At 60.7% G+C, this 24993-nt stretch carries 17 protein-coding genes and 1 tRNA gene; 14 read left to right on the plus strand and 4 right to left on the minus strand.

The genetic code is table 11. The annotated features are described in order from the left end of the window. Window positions 1–150: 150 nt before the first annotated feature. From CQ015_RS03805 to CQ015_RS03860, 12 genes are all read left to right on the plus strand, one after another. Window positions 151–5091, plus strand: coding sequence for a tape measure protein (locus CQ015_RS03805; RefSeq protein WP_105649404.1), 4941 nt, complete (start codon window positions 151–153; stop codon window positions 5089–5091). A 9-nt stretch (window positions 5092–5100) separates the two neighbouring features. Continuing rightward, entirely contained in the window at window positions 5101–5925 is an 825-nt protein-coding gene (locus CQ015_RS03810) for a hypothetical protein (RefSeq protein WP_105649405.1), read from the plus strand. An 82-nt stretch (window positions 5926–6007) separates the two neighbouring features. Further along, the gene (locus CQ015_RS03815; protein WP_181150343.1) at window positions 6008–9622 is read left to right on the plus strand and encodes a hypothetical protein; all 3615 of its coding nucleotides are present in this window, start codon (window positions 6008–6010) and stop codon (window positions 9620–9622) included. A gap of 4 nt (window positions 9623–9626) precedes the next feature. Continuing rightward, window positions 9627–10307, plus strand: coding sequence for a hypothetical protein (locus CQ015_RS03820; RefSeq protein ID WP_105649407.1), 681 nt, complete (start codon window positions 9627–9629; stop codon window positions 10305–10307). Window positions 10308–10325: 18 nt separating this feature from the next. Continuing rightward, the gene (locus tag CQ015_RS03825; protein WP_105649408.1) at window positions 10326–12419 is read left to right on the plus strand and encodes a glycerophosphodiester phosphodiesterase; all 2094 of its coding nucleotides are present in this window, start codon (window positions 10326–10328) and stop codon (window positions 12417–12419) included. 15 nt (window positions 12420–12434) lie between these two features. After that, window positions 12435–12617, plus strand: a complete 183-nt coding sequence (locus tag CQ015_RS03830) for a hypothetical protein (protein ID WP_105649409.1) — start codon at window positions 12435–12437, stop codon at window positions 12615–12617. 3 nt (window positions 12618–12620) lie between these two features. Next, complete coding sequence (locus tag CQ015_RS03835; RefSeq protein WP_105649410.1) at window positions 12621–13367, plus strand: hypothetical protein; 747 nt, start codon at window positions 12621–12623, stop codon at window positions 13365–13367. Between the two features lie 9 nt (window positions 13368–13376). Further along, window positions 13377–14828, plus strand: a complete 1452-nt coding sequence (locus CQ015_RS03840) for a glycerophosphodiester phosphodiesterase (protein ID WP_105649411.1) — start codon at window positions 13377–13379, stop codon at window positions 14826–14828. An 8-nt stretch (window positions 14829–14836) separates the two neighbouring features. After that, entirely contained in the window at window positions 14837–16057 is a 1221-nt protein-coding gene (locus CQ015_RS03845) for a hypothetical protein (protein WP_105649412.1), read from the plus strand. Next, entirely contained in the window at window positions 16054–16434 is a 381-nt protein-coding gene (locus CQ015_RS03850) for a hypothetical protein (protein WP_105679011.1), read from the plus strand. Before CQ015_RS03845 ends, CQ015_RS03850 begins: the two co-directional genes overlap by 4 nt. 61 nt (window positions 16435–16495) lie before the next feature. After that, a complete protein-coding gene (locus CQ015_RS03855; RefSeq protein WP_181150344.1) occupies window positions 16496–17488 on the plus strand; it encodes an N-acetylmuramoyl-L-alanine amidase in 993 nt (330 codons plus the stop codon). Window positions 17489–17498: 10 nt separating this feature from the next. Beyond that, on the plus strand, window positions 17499–17810 hold the full coding sequence (locus CQ015_RS03860; protein WP_105649415.1) for a hypothetical protein: 312 nt from the start codon (window positions 17499–17501) through the stop codon (window positions 17808–17810). Between the two features lie 289 nt (window positions 17811–18099). Here CQ015_RS03860 and CQ015_RS03865 read toward each other — a convergent pair. The 4 genes from CQ015_RS03865 to dusB form a co-directional block, all read right to left on the minus strand. Continuing rightward, a tRNA-Asn gene (locus CQ015_RS03865) sits at window positions 18100–18172 on the minus strand. Between the two features lie 54 nt (window positions 18173–18226). Continuing rightward, window positions 18227–20107: a DNA primase gene (gene dnaG, locus CQ015_RS03870; protein WP_096287453.1), complete on the minus strand. Its 1881-nt coding sequence runs from the start codon at window positions 20105–20107 to the stop codon at window positions 18227–18229. Between the two features lie 68 nt (window positions 20108–20175). Continuing rightward, window positions 20176–21459, minus strand: coding sequence for a deoxyguanosinetriphosphate triphosphohydrolase (locus tag CQ015_RS03875; RefSeq protein WP_105569909.1), 1284 nt, complete (start codon window positions 21457–21459; stop codon window positions 20176–20178). A gap of 37 nt (window positions 21460–21496) precedes the next feature. Then, a complete protein-coding gene (dusB, locus tag CQ015_RS03880; RefSeq protein WP_176484221.1) occupies window positions 21497–22693 on the minus strand; it encodes a tRNA dihydrouridine synthase DusB in 1197 nt (398 codons plus the stop codon). A 102-nt stretch (window positions 22694–22795) separates the two neighbouring features. Between dusB and CQ015_RS03885 the strand changes: the two genes are divergently transcribed. Both CQ015_RS03885 and CQ015_RS03890 read left to right on the plus strand, forming a co-directional pair. Beyond that, window positions 22796–23266: a hypothetical protein gene (locus CQ015_RS03885; protein ID WP_146112474.1), complete on the plus strand. Its 471-nt coding sequence runs from the start codon at window positions 22796–22798 to the stop codon at window positions 23264–23266. A 2-nt stretch (window positions 23267–23268) separates the two neighbouring features. Then, window positions 23269–24918 (plus strand): DUF5671 domain-containing protein, encoded by a 1650-nt coding sequence (locus CQ015_RS03890; RefSeq protein WP_105649416.1) that lies wholly within the window; start codon window positions 23269–23271, stop codon window positions 24916–24918. Window positions 24919–24993 lie beyond the last annotated feature (75 nt).

Below are 24993 nucleotides of genomic sequence, written 5' to 3' on the forward strand. Positions count from 1 at the left end.
ATCTCCACGAGGTATTCGGCATCGACATCTTCAACAAGCCCCTCATGAAAGCTCGCACCTATGCATGGTTGCGTCGCCGGATTGAGGGGCTTCTTACTACTGACAGCCGATTATCAAGGGCTTTCCGACGCAGCGAATAGGCGGTAAATAATGAGCGAGTTCACTGTAGCGGATCTGACAGCCAAGCTCCGTTTGGATAAGGGCACCTTTGACTCAGACATGGCTCGCTCAAAGCAGCAGACCTCTCAGTTCGCTGACGCGCTTGCGAGTGCTGGCAAGCGCGGCGCTCAGTCCCTCAAAACAGGGCTGACCGCCGCGTCCGTCGCCACTGGCATCGTCGCCGGTACGACCGTTGCTCTGCTCAAGAATCTTGTGCAGACCGGCGGCGCCTACAACATCCTGCAGCAGAACTCCCGTGCAGCACTGAAAACCATTATGGGCGGCACTAAAGAAGCCAACGCCCAGATGGACAAGCTGGACAAGTTCGCCCGCAACAGCCCGTTCGCCAAGGACGTTTTCATTGGGGCACAGCAGCAGCTCCTAGGCTTCGGTGTAGAAGCTAAAAAGGTCATCCCAATCATGGATGCCGTGCAACAGGCTGTGGCTGCCACTGGTGGCTCCTCACAGGACGTTGCGGGCATTGTCGACATCCTGGCTAAGATCCAGTCCACCGGCAAGGTGACCGCGGAAGATCTGAACATGCTCGGCGGGCGCGGTATCGACGCCGCGACGCTCATCGGTGATGCCATGGGCAAGACCGGCGAACAGATCCGCGACGACATCTCCAAGGGCGCTATCGGTGCAGAAGATGCACTCGACGCTCTCACCACCGGCATGAAGACCAAATTCGACGGGGCGACCGCTGCCGTCAAGATGCAGATGACCGGCGCACTCGACCGCGTCCGCGGTGCATCCCGCGACATCGGCTCTGCCCTGGCTGAACCGTTCATCCGCAAAAACGGCGGCGGGCGCATGGTCGAGTGGACCAACGAGTTCGCAGACCTGCTCCGCGCAGTCGAGGCGAAAGCCGGACCGCTGGTAACTCTGATCAACGGGCGACTCGGCCCAGCGTTCAATAACATCTCCGGGTACCTGGTCGACGCTAAGAACGCCGTGGACGGCTTTGACGTGAAAGACCTCGAATGGGGTGTCTCGAAGCTGGCAGGGCACGCACCCGGCATTGCCGCCGTGTCCACCGGGTTCCTAGCCATGGGTACTCAGCTACCTATCCTCAAGAACCTGGGCTTCGCGATCAACCCGCTGGCCGCGGGTATCACTGCGCTCGTGCTGGCATCCCCAGAGCTCCGCGGGGTACTCACTGACGCGCTCAAGGCCGGCGAACCGCTCGTGCCTGTCCTCGCAGACCTCGCCAAGGTCATGTCTGGCGCGCTCACAAGCGCTATCGAGTCCAGCGTGCCCCTGCTCGAAACCGGTGTGGAAACCTTTGCGAACCTCATCGAGGCGGGCACGCCGCTGATCGGCGTGGTTGGCGACCTGGTGGGCGGCTTCGCTGACCTCCCCGGCCCAGTGCAGAACGGTGTGCTGGCTCTCGCCGCTCTCGTGGCGCTCAAGGGCAGGTTCTCGTGGATGGGCGATCTGTCCACCCTCGTGAGTACCAAGCTTGTGGGCGGGTTCAGGAAATTCCGTACCGAAATGGACGGTCTGAACAGCATCAAGGCGCCGAACATCGAACAGGCCCTCATCCGTCCGCTTCAAATACTCGACCGCCAAGTCTCCCTCACCGCGGACAACACCCGTTCCGGCTTCGGGCGTATCGTCGATGCGTCCCGCGTGGCAGGGCGTGGTGTCGCACGAGGGCTCAAGGGCGCTCTGACCGGCGTCATGAACGTGTTCGGCGGCCCGTGGGGCCTTGCAATCGGTGCCGGCGTGGCCGCGCTGGGCGCGTACTCCGCCGCCCAAGCCGAAGCGAAAGCACGTACGGCAGAATTCAAGGGCACCCTGGATGAGGCTACCGGCGCAATCACGGAGAGCAGCAACAAGCTCGCCGCCGAAGCGCTAGTCATGGACAAGGGTTCTAAGGGTTGGTTTGGATCTGGCGCAGATTCAGCGTCCGAAACGCTCAAGAATCTGGGCAAGTCGGTTGAGGACACAGCTGCACTCGTGGCAGCTGGTGGCCCGGACTACGACAACATGGTCAAGTCCTTGCATCAATACGAGGACGCCGCAGCAGCAGCAAGCATCCAGCACGACAATATGGGCAACGTCATCAGCCAAGGTGACGGCGGACAAGCGCTGGAGAACTGGCGCCTGGCCATGGGTTACACAGCTGAACAGATGGACAACCTTTCCAGCGTGAGCATCACTCACCTAATCGGTGCCCTCGAAAAGCAGCGAGGGGCAGTGTCCGAAGCCGCTGGCGAGTGGGAACGTGCGAACGATTCCATGAGCACGGCGCCGGAAGTTCAGTCCCGTGTAGCCGAAGCGATCAGCGCAGTTGGTGATGCCGCCGCGGACACGACAACCCGTGTCGAAGCGTACAAGACGATCATCGACCTGCTCAACGGCGTTGTACCTAGCACCGAGGAGCAACAGCGACGGCTGGCGACGACCTCCCGCACCCTGGGTGAGTTCTTCTCAGAGACGGGCGAGAACGGTAAGAAGCTCCACACCGGCCTCATCGACGCTAAGACCGGGGCTATCGAGTTCTCTGACGCTGGCGACAAGCTGAGCGGCATTCTCAAGCCCATACAGGAGGAGGCATTGGCCGCGGCTATCGCCGCATCCGACCACGCTAAGTCATTGGGTGACGAGGCTGGCGCGGCGGCTGCCGCTGACGCGGCGCTTGAGCCGTTCCGTGCGCAGATCCAGCAGCTTGCCAAGGATGGGAAGATCTCCCAGGAGCAAGCTGACGCGCTGTCTGAGAGCCTTTACGGGGTTCCCGGTGAAACGTCTGTGGCAATCACTGACGAGGGGTCTGCCGAGGCGCTATCGCTGAAACTGCAGGATCTGTACCGGCTGGTCATGGAATCGCCTGACGGTGAGATCAGCATCGATGACAACTCGCCTGAGGTTCGGGCGGGGCTCGAAGCGCTCGGGTTCACGGTCACTGAACTGCCGGACGGCAGGATCAAGGTCACGGAGACTGGCACTAAGGAAACCGGCGACAAGATTGACGGGACCGCGAAAAAGCCTCGCAAGGCCACGATCAATACTGAGGCCGCTACCAAGGCTGCCGAGTCGGCGCTGAAAACCACTGAGCGTGACCGCAAGTCCATGATCTTGGCGACTGCGTCTACCGCGACGGCTGAGGGCCAGCTGAACACCGCTGCCCGCGACCGTTTCTCTACGATCCGCACCCGCGTTGTCACCTCGAAAGTCACCTATGAGTCGACAGGTGTCGGTGGCTCTGGTGGTATCACTCGTGCTGCAGGTGGCCCCGTCCAGGGGCCCGGTACCGGCACATCAGACGACATCCCGGCCATGCTCTCCAATGGTGAGCACGTCTGGACTTCATCTGAGGTCCGCGCGCTTGGCGGTCAGAAAAACATGTACAAGCTCCGCAGCATGGTCCGACAGGGTCTGCTCGGGGTCAAAGCATTCGCCAAGGGTGGCGCTGTCTACCGTGTGAAGAACGGCGACACACTAGCCGAAATCGCGCAGCGGTTCGGCACCACCTGGCAGCAGCTGGCCAAGACGAACAACATCAAGAATGCCAATCGCATCTATGTGGGGGACGCAATCAGCGTTCCGTCCGCGAATAGCTCAGGAGGTGGATCTAGCGGCGCCAAGGCGCCGGCGCAACCGAAAACGGCTAAGCGGAGTGTCGCCAAGGTGGACACCTCCAGTTGGACGAACTCGCAGTATGCGCAGCGTCAAGCTGACGTTTACGCGGATCAGATCGAGGACATTCAAGCCACTGTGAAGTCCCGTAAGGCCGCGGCGAAAGCCGCTGAGTCCAGGTACAACAAGGCCAAGGGGAAGAACAAGACCTCCGCCAAGAAAGCCATGGACAAGGCCAACAAGACGCTCAAGGCGTCGGAGTCCCAGCTCGACAAGGTGCAACAGCGGTTGCAGGATCAGAAAGCCAAGACCGCGCGCCTGTACGAACTGGAATACGACCTGCGCGAAGATCTGCGCCGTAATGAAGTGCGGGACGCATTCAGCTCCGGCAACGGCATGTCGCAGATCGACCGGCTCCTAGGGCTGTCCCGTAACAAGGACCTGTCCAAGGGCAAACGTCGTTCTGCAGGGACTACGGGACGCAACTCGGAACGCCAACTCCTCAAGCTGGAGAAAGCCGCTGAACGTGTCGCGGGCCGTCTGGATCTGGCCAACGATAAATATGCGGAACTGCTCGGCGTGAAGAACGGTGTCAAGGATCAGCTCTCAGGAGAGTTCGGTCTGGGCACGATGCTCTCGATGGACACCCTCCAGGATGGTCCGTTGAACGCGGGCATGATCCTCAGTGGTGCTAAGCAAAAGGCATCCCAGATTAGGGCGTTCGCCAAGAAATTGGATGATCTCCGCAAGATGGGTTACTCGTCGCTGATCATCCAGGAGGTCGCTGCTCTCGGCACGAACGAGGGTTCGTATGTCGCAGATGCTCTGCTCGCCGGCAGTAAAGGCGAAGTGAAGCAGATCAACCAATCGTTCCAGAACATCGAACGGTATGCGGGGCACGCTGGCGACAACGTCACCAAGTCCATGTACGAGGGCGGCATCCAAGCGGCGCGCGGCCTCGTCAAGGGGCTGGAGGCTGAGCAGAAGAACATCGAAAAGGCCATGGAGAACCTGGGCAAGCTCATGGAGAACGCGCTCAAGCGTGCTCTCGGCATCCGCTCGCCGTCTCGTGTGGCCATGGCTATCTCGGGGAACTTCGCGACGACGTTGAAAGACAACCTCATGAAGCTCACCCCGTCGGTAGGCGTGGCAGCAACTGGCCTTGGCGGTGCTATCGCTGAGAACACTCGCAAGTCCATGGTGGCTCCGAATGTCGCTAAGAACGGCATGAAGATCCTCACCGAGGAAGAAAAGCAAGCGCTCATCCAGCAGACAAACCACTTCTATTACCCAGTCGCTGAGCCCACATCTAAGGGTGTGGAACGCGCAAACCAACTAGCTAACTTGTAGGAGGTTCGTGTGTACACAGTCGATGGTCTTGCACCTGAGGGAGACGGATGGTTGCTGTTCCTGACCGGGACCGGCATTCGCGGTCTGTCTGGACGGATGAACGGGATGCTGGAGCTCCCAGGCGTGGACGGCGCCGTTCCCCAATTCGGGAACGGCGCCATGCCGTCGACGCTGACTCTGCGCTATCGCATCTGGGTTTCCACCCATGCGGAGTTCATGGGCCTTATTGAGAAGTTCAACGGTGTGTTCGGGCAACGGCGGAAGCTGTTGCCCGTCACGCACACCTACGCGCCGGGGAGTACCCGTATCAACTACGCCACGGTGCTGGAAGCCAACCCGCCTGAGCCGGTAACTGACGCGTTCGCGTACTACAACGTGACGCTAACGTTCCCCAACCCGTTCTGGCGCTCCTCCTCGCTGCTCACCGTATCGAGCACACCGCTCACTGGCACGCTCACCACGCAGACACTTATCGGCATGGACGGCACAGGCCCTATCAGTGACGCGCTGATCCGCTTCAAGGGCGCGTTCGCCACGGCGAGAATCCGGGACATCGTGACCGGCGACCAGGTGGACGTGAACACCCCAGCTACGTCCACCGAGTACGTGGTAGTCGACTGCACTGAGTGGACCGCGCACCGCGTGACCTCCGATACGTGGACTGGCGGCACCGACATTAGCGCGTTCGTCTCCTCCAACCGTGGGCGCGGCTCGATGTTCACGCTGGAGCCCGACAACGTCCTGACCGGTGGCCGGTACCGGGTAAGCGTCCGTGCGACTAACCCCGCATCAACACCAGTCGTGGAGGTCCGTGCGCGGAAGTCCTACCACTAATGAAATGGAGTGATCCCCTTTGGAAACTCGGGTACGCATAGCAACGCCTTTCGGTACCAGCTTTCAGCCAGTCCCCCATTTCTTGAGTGCACAGGTCGTCTGGCCGTTCCGTGACAAGTCCAGTCTCAACGTGCATTACCCTGAGGCCGGCGTGAAGTCGGCGCTGCTGAACACCGAGTGCGAGGCTGTCTACGAATACTGGAACGGCTCCGCTTGGGTGGAGCCGATGGATTCCCGGTTCCGCCTTGCAGGTAAGGACCGGGACCGGCTGGAAGCTGTCCCCACCACGAGACTCGATTTCATTGCGCTCGTCCCCTCCATGCTGGAATCTGCCTACGTCTGGGAGAGCGCGGGACTGGAAACCGACACCGAGGGGAACATCCTGTTCTCGGCGGCATCGCCTGGCCGGATTCTGCGCACCCTCTTTTTGAACGCACAGGCCCGTGGCTGGGGCGCCGCCCTCGCTATGGACTTCACCGACACCCATGATTCCAATGGACAGCCGTGGGCCAGTGCTATCAACCTTGCTTTGCCGCCGTCGCAGACGCTGTATGAACTGCTGTCCGCGCTCGGCAACCAAGGCGTGGTGGACTGGGCAGGGCAAGGGCGCACTCTGCGCGTTTTCAACCCGGATACTTTCCTTGGCCGCGACCGCACCAACATCCGACTGCTGGCAGGGCAAGGCGAAACCGCGGCACCTGAACAGACCTCGTTCCGTGACCGTGCGACCGTGCTTCGCGTCGTCGGTGAAAACGGGAACGCCTGGGACCGTGCCAACGGTGCGAGCCCGTGGGGCCGTCTTGAGTCGATCATGTCTGCCGGCGGTGTCGAGGACGAGGGCACAGCCTACTTGCTTTCAGACGAGGCACTACTGACGGCAAGCGGGACGCGGATTTCACGGACCCGTGAATTCGACGGCGAATCTAAGTACCTACCGCACCGCGACTACCGCTCGGGCGACCACGTCTCCTATCAGACGGGCACCTCGCTGGAGTCCATGCGAGTGTTCTCGATGTCCGTCACGATTGATGCCAGGCTCAGCGGATACGCAGTGCTGGGTGACCGTTTCGAGGACGCACTCATTGCAGCTGCACGCAAACAGAACGCTCTGGTCATTGGGCGCGTGCAGGGCGGCAACGGGCAACAGCCAAGCCCCGACGGCGACGTGCGCACCCCTGCAGCTCCCACCGGCTTCATCGGTAGCACGTCCGCCTATGTAGACCCAACAGGGCAAGAAGTTGGGCGCGTGAGCGTGGGCTGGAACCACACTGGCAAAGCCACCGACGGTACAGCGATTGTGCTGGACCGTTTCGAGTTCCGCATCCGGGACACCGGCACCACTCAGTGGGAGTCTTTCCGCTCGGTGGCAGGAGACGAGCGTACCGCGGGGTTCTCCCCGGTGGACATTCGTCGTGAGGACGGGCAAGCCGCAGTTTATGACTTCGCTGTCCGGGCTGTCGCGGGGAACTCTCGCGCTTCGGCCTGGGTTTACCTGCTCGGGCTCCTCATGGAAACCGACGCTGTGCCGCCGCCGGTCCCGGCAGCGCTCACCGCGGAGGACGTGTCCTACGGCGTAGCGACCGTGGCATGGAATGGGGAGGGCGCGGGCGGCGAGCTCATGCCACCTGATTTCTCGCATGTCGAGGGCGAGGTGGGATCTACCCCCATCGGACCCTGGACGTACTTCGGCTCATTCGAGCGTGCCGCATCGCAGAACATCCCGTTCGCGCAAACTGCTGGAACGTACTGGCTCCGTGCCAGGGCGGTGGACCAAGTCGGCAACAAGTCCGAATGGTCCGCGCTGACCGAGTACGAACTAAAACCGCTCGTCGAGCTCCCTGACGTTAAAGACCTGTTCGCTGAGGTGGACATGGACATCAGCGGCGTGTGGGATTCTGCAAACGGGAAGAACCGTGTGCGCGCTGGCGACACCCCACCAATGATTACTGGCAACGAGCGTGACGGCGACATCTACTGGCAGTGGGATGACACTAACCTGATCGGTCAGTGGATTTTCAACGATGCAGTGTGGAAGCAAGTCGAGCTGGGGCACCAGATCATCGCCGCGATTGACGCGGGCAAGATCACCGTGGGGTTCCTCCACGGCCAGCGCATCCAGGTTGGCACGCTTGAAGCCAAGCACATCCTCATTTCCGACTTCACGAACTACGCCACGGTTGATCCCGTAGCTAACGTGAACGTCACGCTGCCGGCATCCTCGCGGACTGTATCGCAAGATGGGTACACCCGCAAAGCTGCTGGCGGGCTGAACGTTCTAGCTTTCGCTGATCAAGTGGGGCCTGTTCCTCTGAAATCGGATGAATGGATCTACGTCGAGTTCATAGGCGTTTCGACCCAGCTGACGGCCACGAGCTTCATGGTCTGGGTTTACCCGGATCGTGACGGCACCGACGGTGCAGTCACTGCGACCTATCCGTCATTGGAATTCACGACGACACCTAAGAGCTTCGGCTTCGCGCTGAAAGTCCCCAACCTGGCGGGCATTCAGGGCGGGCAGTCGTGGGCGTTTGGGCTGTCCGGCTCGGGCATCCGCCACGTAGGCGTGAAGAACGTGCGTGTGTACCGGCAAGCTGGGGCGACATACATCGGCCCAGAAGCTATTCGTACTCCGCACCTCATGGCAGATCTGATCGAGGGTAAGCACCTCAAGGGCAACATCATTGAGGGCGACCATTTGAAGTTCGGCTTTGCCGACGGCAAGGTCATCACGGGCGCGCTACTGCAGACGCTCTCTGACCCATCGCGGGGCATCAAGCTCGACGGGCTGACCAACACCATGCGGGGTTGGAACGGCTCAAGTGAGATGGTGTTCGACCTGAACGCCAATAATGGTGACCTGCAGCTCGGCAAGAATCAGATGATCAAGCTCTACGGTGCCAGCGGAAACATCGATCTCGGCAACGGCAAGATGGTTTTCGACGCTACTACCGGGAACTTGACTATCCAGGGTGAGTTCGCCACTTCGAACAGCGGGCGCCGCGCCCGCCTGTCGGACACGAACCTCACCGCCGCACTGAACGTGTATGCGGATAACACCAATGCGCGCGGGGCGATCTACTCGGTGAAGCCTGAAACCACCAACATGGTGCAGACGGCCTACAGGTATCACTCCGATTCAGCTTCTGGCAGCGACTACGAGTTCCAGTACGCAATGACTGAGAACACCTGGCGCATTAGCAGTATGGACACCGAGTTCTTCGTTGGCTTCGGCCCAACGGGGGCGGACCCGCTGGATACCTACATCGAGTCGCCTGTGATCTTCAACCGTCCGTACACGCTCACAGCCAACGTCGTCATTACGGCCAACGGCATCCTGGGCATCGTGTCATCGGCCAGCCGCTACAAGCTGGATCAGCGCGTCATGGTCTTGGACGACGAGCTGCTGGACGTGCCAGTCAAAGACTGGCTGGACGTCACCGAGAACGAGGAGATCGAATCGCTCGGCAAATTGGGCGTGCGTACTCAAGATCAGCAAGTCATGTTCTCCCGCGATCAAAAGCGTGTCCCCGGCGTTGTCGCTGAGGATGTCGCTGCCGTCGCTAGCGGTGAATCGTTCGTCATTCGTGACGGCGACGGGCTGACACAGGGCGTTGCTTATGACCGGCTCGCTATCGCCCAGATAGCTGTACTCACACGCAAGGTCAAAGCCTTGGAATCACTACTGGGAGGGGCCTGAGCTCGTGGCTAGAACAATTGAATTCGATTTCGCACAAGGCGGCGGCACCACGTTCACGGAGGGTCGAGTAACCCTCGCACCAACGCAGACCCGCACGGAGGGCACCACCGTCGTGTTGCCCTCCACTGTGGGGGTAACCCTCGTTGGAGGGCTAGCCTCCATCCCCGACGTGGAGCCAACCCCGCTAGATGAGTCATGGGCCTACCAGGTTCGGATTGAGGCAGACGACCGCCGGGTACACAACTACCTAGTAACTGTGCCCGACGGTACTACCCCAATCGATTTCTCGCTGCTCCCCGTGATCAGCATGATGACGCTCCCCATCGACGCGACCGGTGTCCAACTGGACATGTGGATCGCCTCGGTACGGTCCCACGCTTTCGCCGCGAACACCAACGCGACAAACGCTCTGGCCGGGAACGCACTGCTGGCCACAAGAGCGACGAATCTGGAAACCGCAGTAACCGACATCAACGACGAACTGGATCTAGTGGAGCCACGGCTCATCCCGGCGGGCGGTTCAACCGGGCAAGTCCTACGCAAAACCATGAACACCTCATTCGAGGTCGAGTGGGGCGACAGCGACGGCAGCGGCGGTGGCGCGAACTTCCTAGTCCTCTCCCTCGCCGCCCCGGTGCCCACCGGCACCCCAGAGAACACAGTCATTCTCCGCGAACCATCCTAGGGGGTCTTTGTGCCGTACATGCTCGCCGGATCAACCACCGGCATCGCCGCGATCCCACCGCTGAACATCACCACCCCGCACGACGCAGACAGCGGGGATCTAGGACTGCTCAGCTTCACCGGGCAAACCGGGTTCCCACCAACTACGCCCATCGGGTGGACGCTGATTCACACGGAAACGTACAACGCGAACATGTCCACATGGCTGTGGAAACGCACAATGATTTTCGAGGAGGGCGGCACGAACGTCATGATCGAAACCCCTGGGTCCGGTCAGAAATGTGCCGCATCAATCGTGGTGCTCTCGGGTGACTTCGCGGACGTGACCAACATCGTCGGCTCGTCCGGCTCAAACGATTCTCCCGCGGTTCCAGCTACTGGCGATAACGTGATCATGTCATTCTGGGCGCAGCGTGGCGGCACCCCGAACTCGTCTCTGCTCCCGCCGGCTGGCCTGGACTCATGGTCCTATGGGTTCGGCAGCGGCGGCGGGCAAGTGTCGTCCGGCGTCGGTGGAAACCTCACCCCTCACACGGGGTCTTTCTCTGCTGGGACGTGGACAACCGACCAGGTGAATGCAGCCACCATCGTCATCAACGTGACGGTGGAAGCGCTCGCTGACTCCGGGGAGCCTGAACCACCACCGCCGCCTGTCGCGGAAGATCCAAGCTACTACCGGCTCTCGGTGTTTGGTGAGTCCAAGGCCACGTCGATCACTCCCACGAACGCGCGCATCCCGTATACCGCGAAAAGCGGGGACCTCGCATACTTCACTTTCACTGGTGTCACAACGAACCCTGTGGAAATGGAGGGCTGGGATCTCATCTGGACAGAGGTGTTCTCGGAAACGATGACCACTTGGCTGTGGTCCCGGACACTTGACGTGAACGACCCAGGACGGCTGCTATCGGTGGTCCCAGACGGGCCGGCGCAGAAAGCCGCCATGAACATGATCGTCATCCGCGGCACGATGGACGCTCCGCCGACGCTCACTGTAAACACCGGCACCGACCGCACACCGGGAGTCACCACGACTGAACCGTCCATCACCCTTTCGATATGGACTCAGCGCGGCGGCACGCCCAACGTGGTCCTCGAACCGCCGTCGGGGCTGACTCTGCAAGGCGTCGCGCTCGGCAGCGGTGGCGGTCAAGTGTCCGCGGCCTGGGCAACAGACCTCGTCCCTAAAACGGGGTACGTAGGCGATGTGGAATGGGGTACTGAGCAAACCAACGCCGGCACCATCGTTTTCACCATCACCCTCCCAGCGCAGTATGTCGGTCCTCCGGGAGATGACGTGCCAAGACTGTCCGTATGGCGTGGCGAGACGGAAATACCGCTCACCCCATACCTATGGCGGGGCGATGTGGAGATCCCTTTGAGCGTCCAAGGGCGCCCATACCGCGACCCCAACCCCGGCATGGTGGACGCTCTGGAATACCCAATCATCGCCGCTCACCGAGGCGGTGGCGACGAGGGGCCGGAAAACACAATGACGGCTTTCAACCTCGTCATGCCAGGGCTGCCAAAGGCTGTTATCGAGTGCGACCTCAACCTCAACGGGTCCAACTCACTGGTCATCACGCACGATACCGACATCAACGGCGAACTCATCTCCGGGATGCTGGACTCACGATGGGCGCAGATGACACAGGCATGGCCGATCTGGTCAAGCAATCCGCCTGTGCCCCGCTCATGGTGGCAAGAGCTGGCATCGACGTGGGGTAAAAAGCGTGTCCTCATGCCGGAAATGAAAGGCACCAATGACCTCATTGCCGATTCCCTGATCGCAGATGTCCTCGCTCGCTCATTGCGACGAGATGTGATCCTGCAGTCATTCAACTTCGCCTACTGCGCGCAAGCTGCATCTGTCGGAATTGAAGCATGCCATTTGACGAACACCCCCAATTTCCCGGCGCTCATGGCAGCGGGAATACGTCAGATAGGCGTGTCCAAGTCGAACATCACCCCGTCCATTGTGGAGCAAGCTCACCTGTCCGGGCTGAGGGTCTGGGTGTACACGATCAACACCATCGCTGAGCGGGATTCGATGCTCTCGATGGGTGTAGACGCACTATTTTCCGACAAGCCAACCCTTATCCGGTTGCACTAATTGAGGAGCAGATCCATGGAGCAAGTACAGGTCCCTATCCAGCAGATCATCAGCAAGCTAACAGCCCAAATCGGTGAGCTCACTTACGAGAAGATCGCAGCGAACGCCGTCGCTGAGCAGTACCAGGGCCAGCTTATGAAAGCGCAAGCACGCATTGCGGAGCTTGAAGCCGAACAAGAGAAAGGCAAGGAGGGCTAAGCTATGGCATGGCCAGCAGGAGTACAGCTCGTCGCAATCAATGTAGGTTCATCTCTCAACTTCTTTGGTGACCCTCTACCGATCAAAGTCAACGTAACCCCCGTATTAGGCGGGCAAGCCGCGCGACTCATCTGGTCGGCAACAGGGCAGACCATCGTTCTAGGCCAGATGGAGTTCACCGGCGATCCAGGGAGCATCGCCAGCTTCACGATCCCGAACCCTGACCAACCGGGCTTCATCGACGGCGCCGGAAACACGGCCCGCAACTGGTCATACAGCGCCACGGTCACAGTCGGCAACCAGACATGGGTCCAAGCATTCCAGCCGGTAACCGGCCAGACCGAAATCGATCTGGACATGGTGCAAGACGGCCAGATAACCGCACCAACCAGTGCTCCAACCCCCGACGTGACTTCGGTGAACGGCATGACCGGCGCTGTGGTACTTTCCGGCGACGGAGGCGGAGACGGGCTGTCTGCATACGAGGTGGCCGTGAACAACGGCTTTGTGGGCACCGAGTCCGAATGGCTGGCATCACTGAACGGAGATCCAGGCGGAGATGGGCTCTCTGCCTATGACGTGTGGATCTCCCTCGGCAACGTCGGTACGGAAACCGACTTCATCAACTCGCTCAAGGGTGCGACGGGCGACGCAGGAACTCCCATCGTCATCCTCGCGCCCGGTGAAACTGAGCTGGACGTTCCGCCAGGCACGCCCGACGGGGCGCTCATCTTCACCCGCGACGCATAAGGGGGAACCATGGCTATCACGCTTCGAGGCGCCGACTCAGTTTATGACACATTCCCCCCAGCACAGGTCCCCATCCCCGCGACGACGCAGTCCGGCGACCTGGGCGTGCTGTCGTTCTGTGGGCAGACGAGCTTCCCCGCGGTGCCCCCGGTTGGGTGGACGCTGGTCACCTCCGTTGAATACTCGGCTTCTATGACCATGTGGGTGTGGTCGAAAACAATGGACGTGGGCGAAGCTAGCACGGAGCTAGCCGTAGAGACAGAGGGCTCAACTCAGAAATCCGGTGTCACCCTAGTCGTTCTCGGAGGCGCAGGAACGGTCCTCGCTTTTCAGTCCGCGATGGGAGGCAACACCTCCCCAGCGGTCGCAGCCACTGGTGACCGCGTCCACCTCTCTTTCTGGCATCAACGCGGTGGCACGGAGAACTTGCCAGGAACCATACAGCCCCCAGCGACACTCACCTTGCTGGACGAGGCCATGGGCACCGGCGGCGGGCAGGTGTCATCCGCTGTCGCGGGCGACTTAACCACCACTGCCGTCGACCTAGCTGCTGGCTCATGGACAACCACGCAAACCAACGCCGGCACCATCGTCGTAAACGTGGCCGTTGAAGTCCTCGCGGAACCTCCAGCATCTGGCAACAAAATCGGAATCTGGAACGCGACCACTCAGACCATCGAGCCGCTAAGCCCGCACGTCTGGGAAGCCTCCACTGAAACTATGGCACCGCTAACCATCGCAGGGGTCTACAACCAAGCTCCGCCAGCGGGGCTAGTGGACACGCTCATCTACCCGGTGATCGCGGCGCACCGAGGCGGCGCCGACGAGGGACCGCAGAACACGATGACCGCATTCGATCTGATCGCACCGGGCAATCCAGGCACCGTCCTGGAATGCGACGTGCAGCTCAACGCAGACCAAATGCTCGTCATGGCGCACGACACCACCGTGAACGGAACCCCAGTAGCTTCGATCACCGACGCTCAATGGGCCACGCTGACGCAAGAATGGCCCGCCTGGTTTGAGAATCCGCCGGCGCCGCGCTCGTGGTGGCATGAACTGGCCACGGCATGGGGAGGCACCAACATCCTCATGCCTGAGATGAAAGGCAGCGACCCGGACGTAGTAGACGCGCTCGTGGGAGACATCCTTTCTCGCGGGCTAGAACGCGATGTGATCCTGCAGTCATTCAACTTCTCGTTCGCCTCCGAAGCTGCACTAGCTGGGATTGAAACCTGCTACCTCACCAACACCCCGAATTATCCAAACCTGATCAGCGCGGGCATCGGACATATCGGAGTCGAGAAAGGTTCAGCGACCGCTCAGCTGATCACCGACGCGCACGCCCAGGGGCTCAAGGTATGGGTCTATACGGTCAACAGCGTTTCGGAACGAGACGCGCTTATCGGGCTCGGTGCAGACGGGATCTTCACCAACAAGCCCACCACCTTAGGCCTTTAGGAGGCAACGTGGCGTATGAACCGAACGAATGGGAAGACGGTCTAAACCTCGCCCCAGCGGAAAAGCTCAACCGCCTCGAACAGGGCGTAGCCGAAGCGCACCGACTGGCCGCGACGTATGGGCAATCCGGCAGCGGCACTCTGCCGTGGCTTGTCGTCGCTTCCAATGAGGCCCCGGACAGCGTGAAAGCTACCGCGGACTACGTGTGCGACGGCAACAATGACCATGAGGAGATCAACGCCGCGATCTGCAGGGCAACCACATTCCACTCCCGGAACGACAAATCACCGTCGGACTCTGAGAACTGGGGCAAAGTGCTCCTCACTGCCGGACGCTTCGACATGCCTGGCTCCATGGAATGCCGCACCGCTGTGGAGGTGGAGGGCTGTGGCGACCTTACGGAGCTGAACGCACGCAACAACAACGGCACCGGCTTGATCAAGCTTGCGGAGCCGTCCGCGCATCTGATCAAACTGTCCAACATGTTCCTCTATGGCAACTGGGCCAGGGGAGGCTCCTGCAACGGCATCGACTTCGACATGTCGAACAGCGGCGACACCCATGGCTGGCCGTCGGCTCACCCCGACAGCTACAACACGTTCGATAATCTCTACATCCGCGGCTTCATGTCCAAGGACCGGCACGGAATGAACCTGCACGCAGCGTCCACCGCGAACAACCGCGGGAACTACATCGAACGCGTCCGCATCCGAGACACCTCAGCCGACAACTTGCGGATAAACACTTCATCGGACAACACCATCAGCAAATGCGCGCTGGGCGGGGCCGCCGGCGCGGGGCTACGAGTCGAATCGGGCAACACTAAGGTCTACGGCGTAAAGACGTTCTACTGCGACGGGTACGGCTTCTACATCGCTTCGGGGCGGCACAGCATGGTTGGCCTCGAAGCACAGGACAACGCCGTCGGATTTTACCTGGGTGCCGCAGACGCATCATATTCAGGACTGGTAGCCGACACCAGCCGGGACGATGGGATCATCATCGCCTCCGGCGGAATGAGCCTGTCAGGGTTCAGCATCAACCGCCGCGGTGCCGCCCGGTACGCAACCCAAAGCAATGGGCTACGCTTCACCGGCGCTCACAAAGACGTGATGCTCATGGGCCGGGTCCGTCCGACCGGGATCACTAACCCAATAGTGGGACGCCCAGGCGCGAACTCTTGGATGCGCGTCGGTGACGGGTCCCAAGTAGTGGCGGTGGGTGCATGACTATCGAATGGGTTGTGGCCGTATCCGGCGCGTTCGCGACGGTGGGAGCGTTCATTGGGTACCTCCTCACCGCGCGGTTCCAACGCCGGCAGCTCGCCACGGAATCGGAGAAAAACCAGACTGAGGGGAAGCTCCGAGTCGCGGAACTTCAAAACACCATCATCGACCAGCTCCAAGAGGAGCGAAACCGCATGGACGCGAAGATCGAAACCATGCGCAACGAACATAGCCAGCAAATCATGCAGATGCGTGAGAGCTTTGACCGGCGCCTCGCTGAGGCTGTCCGCAACGAGCAGCTAGCTAGGGAGTACGTGAACATCCTGTTACCTCATGTGCCCCCGCCTCCCCCGAACCCTCCCGAGGGATACCGACTATAAATCAACGAAAGCCACATCCATTTGGGTGTGGCTTTCGTTATGCCTGGAAAGGAATTCTGGCATGACCATAAAAATGCCCGGAGTGGTTTGGAAGCCAATCTCCCGGAACTACACAAAGCGGAAACGCTCCCGTACTGACTGCGTGATCCTGCACATCGCCGTTACCGAGGCATCCAGCCTCAAGGGTTGGTTCAACAATCCGAGTGCTTATGCATCCTCGCACTTCTATGTGCGCCGTGACGGCACCATCGAGCAGTACCTTGGCGCGGAGTACATCTCCTGGGCGAACGGCGCCGGCAACAGCCGCGCGATCACCGTCGAGACTCAGGGCATGGGCACCGGCTCGTGGACTGGCGCGCAGTGCAAGTCCCTCGCCCGGATCTGCGCATGGTCCCATACCAAGTTTGGTGTGCGAACGACTCTCATGCCGAACTCTCGCCCATCGTCCAAGGGCATCGGCTACCACCGGCAGGGCGTGAACCCATGGCGTGTCAGCGGTGGCGAACTCTGGTCCAAGTCCCGCGGGAAGATCTGCCCAGGCTACGACCGCATTGAACAGATCCCGTCCATCGTCGCTAACGCTGCCGGCGGCTCATACAAGCCTGTGGCCAACATCGAGAAGAAGCCGGTAAAGAATCCTAAGCCGGTGGCTGGCACCAAGAACAAGCACCTGTCCAAGCGGCAGGTCAAGAATGTTCAGCGTGCGCTGGCTGGCCACAAGATCTACCGCGGCGCCATTGACGGCATCGCCGGCCCTGTCACCGAGGAAGCCATTGAGTATTACCAGCGCCACCAGCTGTTCGGCGGCCTCGTTGCCGACGGCATGTGGGGCCCGGTCACCAAGGCCCACTACATCTGGACCAAGAAGCTCCAGTCCGCAATGAACAAGTGGAAAGGCTACAAGATCGGCGTGGACGGCGATTACCGCTCAGTTACCCGCGGACGCGTCGAGGACATCATGGAGCGCAACCACGGCGGAGCCTACAAGGGCGTCGTGGACGCGATCCCAGGTCCTGTGTTCTGCAAGATGCTCGGCATCCCAACTCACCCGTAAGGAGAACCAAATGCTCACATCGATCCTACGAACGGTGGTGCCGTCCCTCTGGGGTAGCATCATTGCCTGGCTGCTCGGCCTTGTCCCCTTGCTGGAGCCTCTGCGCGACCAGCTGCTGTCCTACGGCGACCTCGCGGTGCCGGTCATCGGCGCGTTGATCATTGGCCTCTGGTACGCGCTCTGGCGCTGGCTGGAGCCCAAGGTCCCAGCGTGGCTGCTCTGGGTTGTCCGCCTCGCTCTCGGTTCGGCTAAGACGCCAAACTACGAGCCCATGGGCGTCATCGAATATGTGGACCCGCGCGAGGGTACCCTGGGCGATTAGCCGCCCTCCAGCTTCCAGTTAGCTACTGGGAGTCGCGCATGAGCGACTGGACTCATGCACTGCCGGACACCGGGAACCCTAGGCTCTCCCGGTGCCTGGCGCCACGTTGAAACGCCCCGTCTCCATTGTGGAGGCGGGGCGCTTTCGTCGTGTCTGGTGCACAGATCCACCCTTTGGTGCCTCCGTGGTGCATGGAATTTACGTCTATAAAGCGTCCAAAACAGCCATTTTTCACGAAATACAAAACGCCCCTCACCTGCGTATGTGCAGGTGAGGGGCGTTTTTTCAGCTCCTCCAACTGGACTTGAACCAGTAACCCTTCGATTAACAGTCGAATGCTCTGCCAATTGAGCTATGGAGGAATGCAACGAGATATAACTTTACCCGACGCTCAACCAAAAACCAAAACTGGCCGCTCAGGTCCCACGGAGGATTCGGCGACGCATCTCAAGTTCCATAAGTTCGCGGTTGATCTGGGTGTATTCCTCCCCTTCGGGTTCCATTTCGGCCCGCTGCAACCGGCCAATGAGCTCGGCTTTGCGATGTGTGATTTGAAGCTCAATCAGCCCATTGATGATGTCTGAACAATAGCGGGACAAGTTGTGCTCATCGGAGGCCGGAATGCTGGTCACCGCAAGCTCGGAGACGAAAGAACGCAACTGTTCGGGCACCTCATCACGAATCACCTCGACCCACGACGATGCCGAAGCGCCTACCGCACTGGCAGCCACCACCCCATCGTGTACGGCGGCGTGCGCCGGAGCCATGAAGCGGGCCTCGTAAAAGGCTTGCCACTGCTCTTCACTGAGCCGGTGAGGTTGCTGAATGACAACTTCCAGCGCCTGACGCTCCAAACGCATCACCGGATCACGCTTGTCGGGACGTTCGAAGGCGTTGCCGGGCTGCTCTTGCGCCTCCCCCGCAGCCTGGGCGCTACCGGCGGCCGCCTGGGTGTTCTTAGGCAGCCGGGCGCGTTTGATGGAGGCGGCAACCGAACGGTTCACGTCTTCATTGTTCATGCCCAGCCAGCCGGCCAGTTCACGCGCGTAGGCCGGACGGATCGACGAGTCACGAATCTGCGCGAGGATCGGTGCGGTCTGCCGCAGGGCCTGCACACGGCCTTCAACGGTGTCCAGATTGAACTTCTTCAGCTCCGCGCGGATCGCGAACTCGAAGAGCGGGCGCTTGAGCTCGATCAGTTCACGCACCGCTTCATCCCCGCGATGCAAACGCAGATCGCAGGGATCCGCACCGGTCGGCTCAACGCACACATAGGTTTGCGCGATAAAACGCTGGTCTTCTTCGAAGGCACGCAAAGCCGCCTTCTGCCCGGCGGCATCGCCGTCAAAGGTGAAGATCACTTCGCCACCGGTACCGTCATCCTGCAAAAGCCGCCTGGCGATCTTGATGTGGTCGGTGCCGAAGGCGGTGCCACAGGTCGCCACCGCCGTGGTGATCCCCGCAAGGTGGCAGGCCATCACGTCGGTGTAGCCTTCGACAACGACGATTTGCCTGGTCTTGGAAATCTGTTTTTTAGCCAGATCCAGCCCGTAGAGCACCTGCGATTTCTTATACAGCTGGGTCTCGGGGGTGTTCAGGTATTTAGGGCCCTGATCATCCTCGTAGAGTTTGCGCGCGCCGAAGCCAATCGTGGCACCTGACAGGTCGCGGATGGGCCATACCAGCCGGCCACGGAACCGGTCGTAGATCCCGCGGTTGCCTTCCGAGAACATGCCGGTGAGTTTGAGTTCCTCGTCGGCAAAACCCTTTGAACGCAGGTGCTTGAGCAGCGCGTCCCACCCCTTGGGTGCGTACCCCACGGAGAAATCGGCTGCCGCCTGAGGCTCGAAGCCGCGCCCGTTCAGGAATTCTCGAGCGGTTTGCGCCTCGTCGCTGGCTAGCTGGGTGCGGAAGAATTCCTCGGCCACCTTATGGGCGTCGACCAGTCGCTGGCGCTTACCGTATTCTTCGCGGCGGGGCCCGGTTCCGCCATCCTCATAATGCAGCTCGTAGTTGATGCGAGCCGCCAGGGATTCAACGGTCTCGGTGAATGAAGAGTGGTCCATCTTCTGGATGAACGCAATCACGTCCCCGGACTCGCCACAGCCGAAGCAGTGGAAGGTTCCCAGCTGAGGGCGGATATGGAAGGAAGGACTGCGTTCATCGTGGAACGGGCACAGGCCCTTGTAGGAGCCCACGCCCGCGGATTTGAGCGTGACATAGGATTCGACGACCTCACGAAGGTCGATGCGGTTACGCACCTCGTCGATGTCTTCTCGTTTAATCAGCCCTGCCATGTTTCCCATTCTAAGAAGTTGCGCGCCGCCTAGGCTGCGCGCGTCACGGGCTGTGCATGATGCTCAGCCTAGAAAAGCTTCGGTTCGAAACTCTCGCCCTTGACCAGCGCCGTGTGCCATTCCAGGGCCGAAGCGTCGGTCAACGAGGCGACCTGATCGATGATCACCCGCAAACGTTCATGCGAGTCCGCCGCGTCCTTGTAGTCGGCGGCGAAGATGGAATCGAGGTATTTGTCTTCCTTATCGGATAACAACTCCACCAGGTCGGTGAGTATTTCCCGCTGCCGCGCATAGATTGGCTGGCGCTCTTCGTTGGTCATCACGAAGTTCGCGGCAATCCCCTTCATCACCGCGATCTCGTGTTCGGTTTCCTCGGGAACGATCAGCTGTGCGTTGTACCGGGTCAGGCTTCCCTGCCCGTACTCGCTGCGCGTGGCGTCCATGGCCGCCTGGCAGAACCGTCCGATGAATTGGCTGGTCATATCCTTGAGCGCCGCTCGTGCCCGGCGTGAGCCGTCGGCGTGCGATACCCACTCGGCCGAGGCTTCCAGGCGAGCCAATGCCGCCTCGATATCTGACTCGTTCGTGGTGGGCAGGTACCAGTCCTTGGTCACTTGCAGGGCGCGGTCCCTTTGCGCGGATTCGAGCAGCCAGCGCAGTTGCAGGCGCCCTCCGACTATCGCGTCTTCCACGTCATGCACCGAGTAGGAGATGTCATCGGCCAGATCCATGACTTGGCCTTCCATGCACACCTGGCCGAGCACCGAATCCGGGCCGCTGCGCAGCCAGTCGAAGACCGGCCGGTCATCGGTATAGACGCCGAATTTCTTCGTCTTCTTCCCGTTTCGCATCGGTGCATCTTCACGCCGCCAAGGGTACTTGCACGAGGCGTCCAGGGCAGCTCGTGAAAGGTTCAGCCCGGCCGAATGGCCGTTATGACGGAATGTCTTGGTCTCCAGCCGAGTGAGCAGGCGCAGGGTCTGCGCATTGCCTTCGAAACCACCGATGTCCTTGGACAGCTTGTTCAAGGCTTTCTCACCGTTGTGGCCGAAGGGCGGGTGGCCTAGGTCGTGGGCCAGGCACGCGGTGTCTACGATGTCGGGATCGCAGCCCAAGGCGGCCCCGAGTTCGCGTCCCACCTGCGCCACTTCCAGGGAGTGGGTCAGCCTGGTCCGCACGAAATCGTTCAGCGTGGGTGAGACCACCTGGGTTTTGGCACCCAGCCGGCGCAGCGCCGAGGAGTGCAAAACCCGGGCGCGATCACGTGCGAACGCGGTGCGATACGACTTCTTAGCCGGTTCGGGCACCCAACGTTCCTGATCAGCTTCGGTATATCCGTTGATCTCGGTCATATAAAGAGTCTAGTGACTTTTTGGGTCACTCGTTCACTTATCCACCGGAGATGTCTAACTCAGCTGCCTTGATCATGACCCGATGCTCATCGGACATCTCACGCGAGCTCAGCCAGCCGTCTGGCAGGTGGGTTTTCTTCGGCGTTCCGGCACGTCCACGGGTCCCCTCGGCGGCAGAGCCCGGGTAGCCCAAATCCAGATCAAGTTCATTCAGCAGTTCGCGCAGGCGCTCCAAGGACGGCACCTGGGCCAGCTGGGCGCGGATATCGCCGCCCACCGGATAGCCCTTGAAATACCAGGCAATATGCTTGCGGATGTCGCGCATCCCCTTGCCTTCATCCTCGAAGTACTCGGCCAGCAGCTCTCCGTGGCGGTACACGGTGTCCGCCACTTCGCGCACGCCGGGGCGGAAACGCTGCGGCCGCCCTTCGAAAGCGGCCTGCAGATCGCCGAAAAGCCACGGGCGCCCCTGGCAGCCGCGGCCCACCACGATGCCGTCGACTCCGGTCTGCTCGACCATCTCGATGGCGTCTTCGGCACTGAAGATGTCTCCATTGCCCAGCACCGGAATATCCGGCAGGGCTTCGCGCAAGGTGGCGATGGCTTCCCAGTCGGCCTTTCCTGCGTAGTACTGGCGGGAGGTGCGGCCGTGCAGGGTGACTGCGGCGGCGCCGTGGTCTCGAGCAATTTTGGCCGACTCGATGTAGGTCAGGTGGTCCTCGTCGATGCCCTTGCGCATCTTGATGGTCAACGGCACCTCGCCCTTGGCGGCCTCGGAGGTGGCCGCTTCGATAATGGAGGTGAAAAGGTCCGTCTTCCACGGCAGCGCGGCGCCACCGCCCTTGCGGGTAACCTTCGGGACCGGGCAACCGAAATTCAGGTCGATATGGTCGGCGCGGTCTTCGTCGATGACCATGCGCACCGCGGCGCGCACGGTATTCGGGTCCACACCGTAAATCTGGATGGAGCGCAGCTCCTCATCCTCGTCGTGGGAGATGATGCGCATCGACTCGGCGTTTCGCTCCACCAGGGCGCGTGCGGTGACCATTTCGGTCACATACACGCCGCCACCGTATTCACGGCACAGTCGACGGAACGCTCGGTTGGTGATGCCAGCCATGGGGGCCAGGATCACCGGGGTTTCGATGGTGTGCTTGCCCAGCTGTAGCGGGGGCAGCTCAAGGGCCGGAACGTCGGTCGACTCGGTGGTTTGGGTAGCAGAAAGGATCGTCACACAACCATTATCTCAAACCCGAGCAAATCTCGGGTGAGATCTATATCAAATCGCAACCATGCGTAGCTGGATTATCTTATATCTAACAGGCAGAATTATGGGATGACAAGTAATTATTCGCGCGTACGGCTGTCATTGATAGCCCTTGGTGCGCTCTGTGTGGCATTGGTTATAGCCGCCCTGATCTCCGTTGCCCTGCGCCCCGCGGCCCCGTTGCTTGCCGAGAACACCCCGGAGGGCGCCGTCCAGCGCTACATCATGGCCATCGCCGACGCCGACATGGATACCGCGAAGAATTTCGTTCATAACGCTGCAGACAAGCAGCTCTGCGACCCCTTGTCTGCAGAGCTGCGCGACCCCGAGGTGAGCCTGATAAAAACCGTGATTACCGGCAACAGCGCCGAGGTCCATGTGACCTTCAACGATGACACCAGCGCTGTTTACGATTCCTTCTTCGGCATGTACGCGTACCAGGATTCCTTCCAGCTGACCCAGGTTGGCTCGGACTGGAAAATCCTGGTTGCCCCATGGCAGGTCAATATGTGCACCGACGAAGAAATGCTGGGGTACTAGCCATGAGCAACCCCACCACGCAACGGCCCAATCACGCGGTGGCCGGGCAAACGGTGACCAGCCTTCGCCAATTAATTCTGCACGGCTTGTTGTTCATTTTGCTCATGGTCCTCGGCTCGGGGCTTTCGACCCTGATCTCGATGCTCTTGCGTGGCTTCGTTCCGGCCTACAGCGGATCCACCGAACTCGCGGTGGGATTGTCTTTCACCTTGATCGCCGGCCCCCTCACCTGGCTGCTGTGGCGCACGGTCCGAAAAAACCTCCAACAGGTCAATCCGGTTGACGCCGCTATTTGGTCCTTGCAGGCCGCGGCCGTGTACGTGCTTGCCCTGGCAATGTCTTCAATATCCTTCCTCCGATTATTCGCCGAGCTGGTCGACCCCAGGAACGGCACCGGCTGGCAGTCGTTGCTGGGCGCCGGATTGGGCTGGGGCCTGGTTTTTGTGTGGCAGTACCGCTTGATCAATAGCCCGAAGTACGCACCCACAGAGCTCCCCTCGCTCGCTCCTGCGCTGGGTTCTGCCTACGCCCTGGTACTGGCCGGCATTTCGTCCGTGTACTTGGTGCAGCGTGCCGTCAGCGAGCTCCTTTCACCGCAGGAAATCCTGCTAGGAGCGCCCACCGCTCTCCCCCAGTTATTGGCGGCTGCAGTCTGGACGTTTGGCGCACTCCTCCTATGGTGGTGGCATTGGACAGTGCAGCGCGTGCACAGCATGGTTGATGATTTTACGGATTTCGGCTACGTCATCATCGGAATTTCTTTGCCCGCGGTGTTCTCGCTGCTCTGCGCGGCGGGGCTGCTGTCCCTACTGCTCCCGCTACCCGTGGGGTCGGACACCTGGGTCGAGGACCTCACCATCGACGGCCCGCCATTAATCGCCGGGCTGCTGGTCAGTTTAATCGTGTGGATCTATCATCAGGCAAAATTGAACACACGCGGCACGTGGTCAGCGGAGGTTTCCCGGCAGATCGTTAGCGGCGCCGCACTGGCCATCGGCGCCAGCGGTTTGGGCATGGTCATCAATGCCCTTCTGGCCTCGCTCGCGGTTCCGTTCTCCACAGGCACCTCGGCATCAGTGCTCCGCGCCGGAATCGCGTTTCTGGTTGTCGGCGCGCTAGCTTGGGTGTTTTTCTTCCGCCCCATGGCACCTGCCAAACCGGCCTCCCGACGCGTCTACCTGGTGATGTTCTTCGGTTGCAGTGCACTGGTGGCCCTGATTTCGCTGCTTGTTGTTGGCTACCGAATCTTCGAATTCCTGCTGGTTAGCACCGGCTCGGGAAGCCTCTTGGAGATGATCCGAGCACCTTTCGGCTGGCTAGTTGCCACCGCGCTGGTTGCCACGTACCACTTCTTCTTGTGGCGTTCGGATCGCCAGCTGCTGAGCTCCGTGTCCTCGGAGAATCTCCCGGCAGCCGAAATTGCACGCAGCCTGATGATCGTTGCGCCGCAAGGCTCCGATTACCTGCTCGAAGGACTGCGTCAACTGAAGCACATCCAACTTCACTGGGTGCCCTGCACAGGCACTGCTCCTGCGCAGGACGCCCTGGACCAGCTGCTCACTGAAGTCTCCACCCGAATCGATTCTGAAGCGTCCGGGCTGCTGGTAACCGTTGATTCTTCCGGCAAAGCGCAATTCGTCTCACTGGCCTGAGCCCAGATGCGACCCGAATAGGGAAATTCCAGCCCCGGTTGCGACCTGCTTCTCCCCGCCATCGTGCCCTATTTC

Source organism: Arthrobacter sp. MYb221 (assembly GCF_002979835.1).
Lineage (GTDB): Bacteria > Actinomycetota > Actinomycetes > Actinomycetales > Micrococcaceae > Glutamicibacter.

Excerpts from the sequence above, each read along its gene's own strand:
- CQ015_RS03885 (WP_146112474.1), top strand. The coding sequence starts at position 22,796 with ATGACAAGTAATTATTCGCGCGTACGGCTGTCATTGATAGCCCTTGGT.
- dnaG (WP_096287453.1), bottom strand. The coding sequence starts at position 20,107 with ATGGCAGGGCTGATTAAACGAGAAGACATCGACGAGGTGCGTAACCGC.
- CQ015_RS03840 (WP_105649411.1), top strand. The coding sequence starts at position 13,377 with ATGGCTATCACGCTTCGAGGCGCCGACTCAGTTTATGACACATTCCCC.
- CQ015_RS03855 (WP_181150344.1), top strand. The coding sequence starts at position 16,496 with ATGACCATAAAAATGCCCGGAGTGGTTTGGAAGCCAATCTCCCGGAAC.
- CQ015_RS03850 (WP_105679011.1), top strand. The coding sequence starts at position 16,054 with ATGACTATCGAATGGGTTGTGGCCGTATCCGGCGCGTTCGCGACGGTG.
- CQ015_RS03805 (WP_105649404.1), top strand. The coding sequence starts at position 151 with ATGAGCGAGTTCACTGTAGCGGATCTGACAGCCAAGCTCCGTTTGGAT.
- CQ015_RS03875 (WP_105569909.1), bottom strand. The coding sequence starts at position 21,459 with ATGACCGAGATCAACGGATATACCGAAGCTGATCAGGAACGTTGGGTG.
- CQ015_RS03860 (WP_105649415.1), top strand. The coding sequence starts at position 17,499 with ATGCTCACATCGATCCTACGAACGGTGGTGCCGTCCCTCTGGGGTAGC.
- CQ015_RS03835 (WP_105649410.1), top strand. The coding sequence starts at position 12,621 with ATGGCATGGCCAGCAGGAGTACAGCTCGTCGCAATCAATGTAGGTTCA.
- CQ015_RS03825 (WP_105649408.1), top strand. The coding sequence starts at position 10,326 with ATGCTCGCCGGATCAACCACCGGCATCGCCGCGATCCCACCGCTGAAC.
- CQ015_RS03830 (WP_105649409.1), top strand. The coding sequence starts at position 12,435 with ATGGAGCAAGTACAGGTCCCTATCCAGCAGATCATCAGCAAGCTAACA.
- CQ015_RS03890 (WP_105649416.1), top strand. The coding sequence starts at position 23,269 with ATGAGCAACCCCACCACGCAACGGCCCAATCACGCGGTGGCCGGGCAA.